The 7944-nt window shown below is 74.4% G+C and carries 4 protein-coding genes; 2 read left to right on the top strand and 2 right to left on the bottom strand.

Going from position 1 to position 7944, the window contains the following annotated elements:
* A partial coding sequence (locus ACL02R_RS27030) for a DUF6531 domain-containing protein (protein ID WP_412799581.1) occupies window positions 1-3586 on the top strand: 3586 nt, incomplete at its 5' end.
* On the top strand, window positions 3586-4203 hold the full coding sequence (locus tag ACL02R_RS27025; protein WP_412799580.1) for a hypothetical protein: 618 nt from the start codon (window positions 3586-3588) through the stop codon (window positions 4201-4203). The genes ACL02R_RS27030 and ACL02R_RS27025, both read left to right, overlap by 1 nt.
* Window positions 4204-4230: 27 nt before the next feature.
* On the opposite strand, the gene ACL02R_RS27020 is transcribed toward ACL02R_RS27025, so the two are convergent.
* Both ACL02R_RS27020 and ACL02R_RS27015 read right to left on the bottom strand, forming a co-directional pair.
* The gene (locus ACL02R_RS27020) at window positions 4231-4860 is read right to left on the bottom strand and encodes a glyoxalase (RefSeq protein ID WP_412799579.1); all 630 of its coding nucleotides are present in this window, start codon (window positions 4858-4860) and stop codon (window positions 4231-4233) included.
* 71 nt (window positions 4861-4931) lie between these two features.
* Window positions 4932-7850: a SpoIIE family protein phosphatase gene (locus ACL02R_RS27015; RefSeq protein WP_412799578.1), complete on the bottom strand. Its 2919-nt coding sequence runs from the start codon at window positions 7848-7850 to the stop codon at window positions 4932-4934.
* Between the last annotated feature and the right edge of the window lie 94 nt (window positions 7851-7944).

Genomic DNA, 7944 nt, shown 5'->3' with positions numbered 1-7944 from the left:
GGCACGCACCGGACTACGCGGCATCGCCGTCGGCATCCGCGGCCTCGGCCAGAACATCCGCCGCATGGGACGCGACATCCGCGGCCTCTCCCTCTGCGGCGATCCCGTGGACATGGCCACCGGCGAACTCGTGATGTCCGCGACCGACGTCGAACTCCCCGGCGTCCTCCCGCTGATCCTCGAACGTCACCACCGCACCAGCGTCCGCAGCGGCGTGCTCCACGGCCCGAGCTGGGCAGGGACCCTCGACCAGCGCCTCGTGCTCTCGGAACACGAGGCACGCCTCCACACCGCCGACGGCATGGTGCTGCGCTACCCCGTCCCCTCCGCCCACAGCGGCGTCCTGCCCGTCGAAGGCCCGCACTGGCCCCTCGGCTGGGACGGCGAGCCCGGCGGCGAGATGACCGTGCGGCAGCACGACACCGGACTCACCCTGCGCTTCCGCCCCGTCCCCGGCCGCTCCCGCGCCACCCTGCCCCTCACCGGCGTCAACGACCGCAACGGCAACGCGTTCACCGTCACCTACGACGCCACGGGCCTCCCCACCGGTATCACCCACGACGGCGGCTACCGCATCGGCATCGCCTGCGACCACGGCCGCATCACCCGCCTCACGCTCCTCAGCGACCCCGCCGAACCCACCCTCGTCACCTACGGCTACGACGCCGCGGGCGACCTCACCGAGATCACCGACCCGTCCGGCCTGCCGCAGCGCCTCAGCTACGACGCGCGCCACCGCCTCACCCGCTGGGAGGACCGCAACGGCACCTGGTACGACTACGCGTACGACACCGCCGACCGCTGCGTCGCCGCGGGCGGCACCGACGGCGTCCTCGCCTACACCTTCGCCTACGACAGCGAGACCCTGACCACCACCGCCGTGGACTCCCTCGGCCACACCCGGCGCTACCAGTTCAACGACTGCTACCAGCTCGTCGCCGAGACCGACCCCCTCGGCCACACCGTGCGCCAGGAATGGGACCGGCGCGACAAACTCCTGGCACGCACCGACGAACTGGGCCACACCACCCGCCTGACCTGGGACGCGGCCGGCAACCTGACGGCCGTCGAACTCCCGGACGGCGCCACCACCCGCGCCCGCTACGACGACCTCGACCTGCCCGTCGAGGTCACCGACTTCGACGGGGCCGTCCGCCGCATGGAGTGGGACGCGCGCGGCAACTGCCTCTCGGTCACCGAGGCCACCGGCGCCACCACCCGCTTCACCCGCGACCCCAGCGGCGCCCTCGCCACCCTGACCGACGCCACCGGCGCCATCCAGCAGTTCACCAACAACGCGGCGGGCCGGCCCGTCAGGTCCCTGGACCCCCTCGGCCGCGAGACGCGCATCGCCTACGACACCCACGGCCGCGTCACCACCGTCACCGACCCGCTGGGCGCCACCACCCGGCACACCTGGACCGCCGGGGGCCTCCCCGCGTCCCTCACCCAGCCGGACGGCGCCACGGAGAGCTGGACCTACGACGCCGAGGGCAACCGCCTCTCCCACACCGACGCCCTCGGCCGCACGACCCACTGGACGTACGGCCCCTTCGACCAGCTGACGAGCCGCACCACCCCGGACGGCGCCCGGGTCACCTTCGCCTACGACACGGAACAGCGCCTCGTCCGCGTCACCGACCAGCGCGGCCAGGACTGGACTTACACCTACGACGCGCTCGGCAACCCCACCTCGGAGACCGACTTCGACGGCCACACCGTCACCTACACCTACGACCCCGTCGGCCAGCTGCTCAGCCGCGCCAACGCGGCGGGACAGACCGTCGCGTACGCCTACGACCCCGCCGGCCGCCTCACCGCCACCACCAGCGACGGCACCCCCACCGCCTACACCTACGACCACAGCGGCCGCATGCTCACCGCGACCGGTCCGGACGTCACCCTCGCGTTCGCCTACGACGCCGCCGGCCGCACTGTCGCCGAGACCGTGGACGGCCGGACCCTGCGCACCGGACACGACATCCTCGGCCGCCCCGTCGAGCAGACCACACCGGCGGGACCGACCGCCCGTCACGCCTACGACGCCGCCGGGCAGCGCACCGCCCTGCACGTCGCCGGACGCGTCCTGACCTCCCGCCACGACCCCGCGGGCCGGGAGACCCGCCGCGGCCTCGGCACCGAAGGCCCTGCCATCGCCCACACCTGGGACGCCGCCGACCGGCTCACCCGCCAGACCGTCACCGTCCCCGGCGCCCCCGGCCCGGCCACCCCCGTCCGGCGCGACTACCGCTACCGCGCCGACGACAGCGTGGCCGCACTGGACGACTCCGCCACCGGCGCGCGCACGTTCACCACCGACCCCGCCGGACGCGTCACCGCCGTCCGCGCCGACGACTGGTCGGAGACCTACGCCTGGGACGCGGCGGGCAACCAGACCGCCGCCGCATGGCCCGCCGACGCGCCCCACACGGACGACGCGCAGGGCGACCGCGCCTACGACGGCACCCGCCTCGTCCGCGCGGGCCGCGTCGCCTACGAATACGACGCCGCAGGCCGCGTCGTCGTGCGCCGCAGGACCCGGCTGTCCCGCAAACCCGACGTGTGGCGCTACGCCTGGGACGCCGAGGACCGCCTCACCTCCGTCATCACCCCGGACGGCACCGTCTGGCGGTACCTGTACGACGCCCTCGGCCGCCGCGTCGCCAAACACCGCCTCGCACCGGACGGCTCGGTCGCCGAGGAGACCCGCTTCACCTGGGACGGCACGGACCTCGTGGAGCAGACCACCACCGTCGCCGGGGACACCGAGGCGGTCACCCTCACCTGGGGACGCGACGGCGAGCGCCCCGTGACGCAGACCGAGCGGCGCCATCTCGCCGACGCCCCGCAGGAGATCATCGACGAACGGTTCTACGCCGTCGTCACCGACCTCGTCGGCACCCCCACCGAACTCGTGGACGAACAGGGCCGGATCGCCTGGCGCGCCGCCGCCACCCTGTGGGGACTGACGACATCCCGGCCCGGCGCCGGTACGGACACCCCGCTGCGCTTCCCCGGCCAGTACGCCGATCAGGAGACCCAGCTCCACTACAACGTCCTGCGCCACTACGACCCCCTCACCGCCCGCTACGTCACCCCCGACCCGCTCGGCATGGACGCGGGCCCCAACCACCGCGCGTACGTGGTCGATCCCCTCACCTGGACCGACCTCCTCGGACTGCTGACCTGCGCCCAGAACGCCGCCATGCTGCGGCGGAACATGGCGGCCGAGAACCGGATCGTCGGCCCCGGCCAGGCTGCGGCCCACATCGTCCCCTCCGGCTTCAACCGCGGCGGCGCCCCCGCGATGCGCGCCCTGCTGCGGCGCTACAACATCGACATCAACGACGCCGCCAACGGCATCCCCCTCGGCCACCCCACCCCGCACAACTTCACCCACACCAACCGCTTCCTCGGCCGCCTCGACCGGCGCCTCCAGCACGTCGCGCGCATGGGCCGGGTCCGCGGCCTCGGCGCGGGCGCGATCCGCCGGGAACTGCGCCGGGAACTGCGCCGCATCGGCCGCCAGGTCGAGCGCGAGCTGGCGACCGGCAGGCCCGGCCCTGGCGCATCATGGACCGTGTGATGAGCGAGACCCACCGCGCGCCGCTGTCCGTCCACCGCCTGCTGCCCAGCCTGCTCGGCGACAGGGCGACGCTCCGCCTCGGCGACGCGTCGCTCGACAGCGTGATCCGCTGGTGCATGTCCGGCGCGTCCGCCGCGGACGCGGACCGTCCCGCCCGGGTCGCCGGCACGTGGTCCGAGGACGCCACCGAGCCCAAGTCCTCGTTCCCCAGCGACTACCCGTGCGCCCCCGTGCTGGGCTCTGAGGCGCGTGCGGCGCTGGGCGACGGGCTCGCCGCGTCGGGCGACCTGGTGCCCGTAGACACCGGTGACCCCGAGGACACCGGCGACGGCGCGTACTCCCTGCTGCTGGTGACCCGCGTGGTGGACTGCCTGGACGTGCGGCGCTCCTCCAAGCCCAAGCGCAGCACGGGCGAGATCACCAGGGCCGTCTTCCTGCCGGAGGCGCTGCCCACCGCGGCCGCCGCGTTCCGCGTGCCCGAGGCGCCGGGCGCCGTCTACTGGAACGGCTGGGCGGCCGACCTGCTCACGGCGCGCCTCGGCGACGACCTGGAGTCCCGCCTGTGCTGGTCCGAGGACCCGGCGCGCACCCCGCACCCCGACCCGTGGGGGTTCTGAGACAGGGGACCGGCCGCCCCGCCCGCGTCAGCTGTCGGCCAGGGCCGGTGACACGGCCTCCCACGCGAAGCCGTCCGGGTCGGTGAACGCGCCGGCGTCCCCGCCGATCGCGATCCGGTGCGACCCGCTGCCGTCCGGCGTCACCCCGGCGTCCTTCGCCAGCGCCTTGTGCCGGTACAGCGCCAGCTTCACGGGGCCGGGGCCCGACGCGAACTCGGCGTAGACGCGGCCGAAGCTCTTCCCGACGGTGAGCCCCTTGGCCACGTAGAACCGCTTGCTCGCGGTCACGTCCGCGACGCCGAGCAGCAGCACCATCTCGTCGATCCGCCGGGTGACGGGCCCGGTGTCCTTCTTCGCCGATGTCGCGACCTTCCAGATCGTCCCGTCGGGGGCCTGGACGACACCGCCGTAGCCCCACAGCGACTTCGCCGCGGGCTTCAGCACCGTGGCGCCGGCGTCGAGCGCGGTGCCGATCAGACTGTCCACGGTGCCGGGGCCCTGCACGGTGAGCGACAGCGTGAAGCGGCGGAAGCCGGTCGTGGGTGCCTCGGAGGCCCGCAGCCGCAGCTGCGTGTCCAGGCCGAAGGCGGCGGAGTAGAAGCGTCGGGCGGCCGACGGGTCGGCCACCTCCAGGGTCACGGATGCGATGTCTGCCATGCCCGCAACGCTAGGTCCCGGGCCCTGGGGGGTGCTTCTCTATTCCTGATCAGTGAGAGGGGCCTGATCAGTCAGAGCTGGGCGTCGAGGGGCAGCTGCGCCCAGACGACCTTGCCGTTCGCGGTGTACCGGGTGCCCCAGTGGGCGGTGGCGGTCCTGATGAGGTTCAGGCCGCGGCCGCTCTCGTCCATCAGCGCGGCGTGCCGGACGCGGGGCGTCGCCTCGCTGCCGTCGTACACCTCGATGATCAGGGTGGTGCTGTGGATCAGGCGCAGGCGCAGGGGCGCCGAGGCGTGGCGGACGGTGTTGCCGATCAGTTCGCTGACGACGAGTTCGGCCGTCATCACAAGGTCCTCCAGACCCCAGCGGGCGAGCTGCTCGCCCGTCAGGGCGCGCGCCTTGCGCGCCGAGGCGGCTTCGAGCGGCAGCTCCCAGGAGGCGATGCGGTCGGCGGGGATGCGGTGGAGGCTGACGGCGAGGAGCGCGGCGTCGTCCCGCGTGCGCCGTTCCTCGTGGGGGAGGGCGTCCATGACGGCGTCGCACAGGGCGGCCAGGCGGCCCGCGCCGTCGCCCTCGGCGGGGTGGTCCGGCCCTCCGGTCAGCCCGGCGAGCGTGTCGGTGAGCCGCCGCATGCCGGTGTCGGGGTCGGTGGCCGCGGTGGCGATGAGGCCGTCGGTGTAGAGCACCAGCAGGCTGTCCGGGGGCAGGACGAGCTGGGACGCCTCGTACGGGGTCTGGTCGAAGCCGAGCGGCGGGCCCGTGGTGACGTCCGGGTGGTGGGGCCGCCCGCCTGGCGGGACGATCACCGGCGGCAGGTGCCCGGCGGAGGCCATGGCCAGCTCGCCGTTGGTCGGGTCGTAGACGGCGTACAGGCAGCTGACCAGGCGGCGGTCGAACGGGTCGGTGGCGTCGTCGAGTTCGGCGACCAGGCGGGCGGTGATCTCGGTCAGGAAGAGCAGCATCTCCTCCGGGTCGAGGTCCAGGATGGCCAGCGCGGCCGAGGCCGAGCGCAGCCGCGCCATGATGGTCGCCTCGCGCAGGCCGTGGCCCGCGACGTCCCCGATGACCAGCGCGACGCGTTCCCCGGACAGCGGGATGATCTCGTACCAGTCGCCCCCGGCCTCCTCGCCGCCTGCCGAACGGTAGCGGGCGGCGGCGTCCAGTGCGGGCAGGTCGTCCTCCAGCGCGGGCAGCCACGCGCGCTGCCAGCGCTGGGCGCGGTCGTGCTCCTCGTCGTAGAGCCTGGCGCGCTCCAGCGCCTGGGCGACCAGGCCGCTGAGGGCCAGCAGCATGCTCTCGTCGCCTCCCGTCCAGGTGCGCGGCCGGGCGAACGACACCAGCAGCGAGCCGGTGCGGTGGCCGCCCGCGACCAGGGGCAGCACCGCCCAGGCGTCCTCGCCGCCCGCCCGCGCCAGCTCGCCGAGGGCGGGCGGGCAGGCGGAGGCGAACTCCTCCCGCGAGCCGAAGAAGCGGGGCTGCGCGTCCAGGAGCGACGGATCGCCGTCGAGGTGGGCGACGCGCCGTACGGCCTCGGCGGGGTACCCGACGTTGCCCACGAGGCGCAGCCTGCCCCGGTCCAGCGAGTAGATCAGGACGCCGTCGGCCTCCAGCGGGGCGAGGAGCTGGGCGGCGACCGCGTCCACCACGTCCTCCGTGGTCAGGGCCTGCGAGAGGGCCGCCGTGACGGCCTCCACCCGTTCGGTCCTGGCGGCCTCCGCGCGGGCGGTGTCGACTTCCTCGGTCACGTCCGTCAGGAAGACCACCACGTACCGGTCGGCGCGGATGACGCGCAGCCGCTGCCACCATTCCCTGACGCGGAGGTCCACGACGACGGGCTCGTCGCTGTGCCGCGCCTCCTCGAAGTGCTGTCCGGCGCCGCGCAGTTCCGGGATGGCGTCCCAGGGGACCCGCCCGACGAGTTCGGTCGCGTCGTGCGGCCCGAGCCTGGTGACGGTGGCGTTCGCGTAGACGACGCGCCAGCTGTCCGCCGGGTCCACGATGAGCACGGGGTCGGTGAGGTGCCGCAGGATGCGCTCGACGACCTGCTCCGTCATGCGGCTCGTGGTGGTGTCCCAGCCGGTGCCCGTCATGCGGAGCGGCTCGCCGCCGGGACCGTACGAGACGTGCCCGCGCAGCTCCACCCATGAGACGCGCCCGGTCTTCGGGTTGGTCACGCGGTACTCGACCGCGTACACCTTGCCCGGGTGCGTGATCGAGGCTTGCATCTGTTCCAGGACACCGGGCAGGTCGTCCGGGTGGACGCGGCGCATCCACGTGTCCAGGCGGCCGTCCCACTCCTCCGGCTCGATCCCGGCCGCCCGCGCGATGACGTCGAAGCCCGTGTCGTCCACGTCGAGGCGCCCGTTCGGCTCGGTCAGGTCCAGCTCCCAGGTGGCCACGTTGATCGCGGCCATGGCCTCCGACAGGCGCGAGCTGGACTCCTGCCACCACGGCACCACGCCCGTGACGGGCCCCGGGGCGCGCGCCAGGCCCTCGCCGACCGTCGCGCCGAGGCGCCGGAGCGCGCGGCGCTGCTCCTCGTCCGGCGGGCGGAGCGTGAAGAGGGTCAGGACGCCGGCGAGGCCGCCGCCGCTCCGCAGCGGCAGGGACAGGGCACCGGACGCCCCCTCGACGGGGAGCACGGCCACGTCGGAGGCATCCCCGCTCGCCGGGACCCAGAGCTGCTCGTCCGTGCCGGCGGCCCGCGCGGGCGCCGCGGGGTCGTCCCGGCCGAGCCGTTCCCAGGGCCGCGCGAGGTCCCTGGGCAGGCCGACGACGGAGGCGAGGTGCAGGGGGTCGTCCTGACCGGTGACGAGGTGGGCGGCGCCGCCGAGCGCGGCGGTGGTGATGACGGCCTGCTCCAGGGAGAGCCGCAGCAGTTCGACGGCGTCCAGCCCGCCGGAGGCGACGGCCTCGCCGAGCAGCCGCAGCCGGGCGTCGTGGGCCCGGTCCTCGCACGGGTGGGGGCTCGCGCTGTCACTGGTCGCCACTGCCGGCCCCTCTTCCCCTCGTCCACAAGAAAGAGATGAATGTCTGATCCGCCCAAAATATCCCACGGGATCGGCGAGGCGCGGCGGTCGCCGG

Source organism: Streptomyces sp. MS19 (assembly GCF_047200595.1).
In the GTDB taxonomy this organism is placed as follows: domain Bacteria; phylum Actinomycetota; class Actinomycetes; order Streptomycetales; family Streptomycetaceae; genus Streptomyces.
This window is presented reverse-complemented; position numbering and strand designations above follow the sequence as displayed.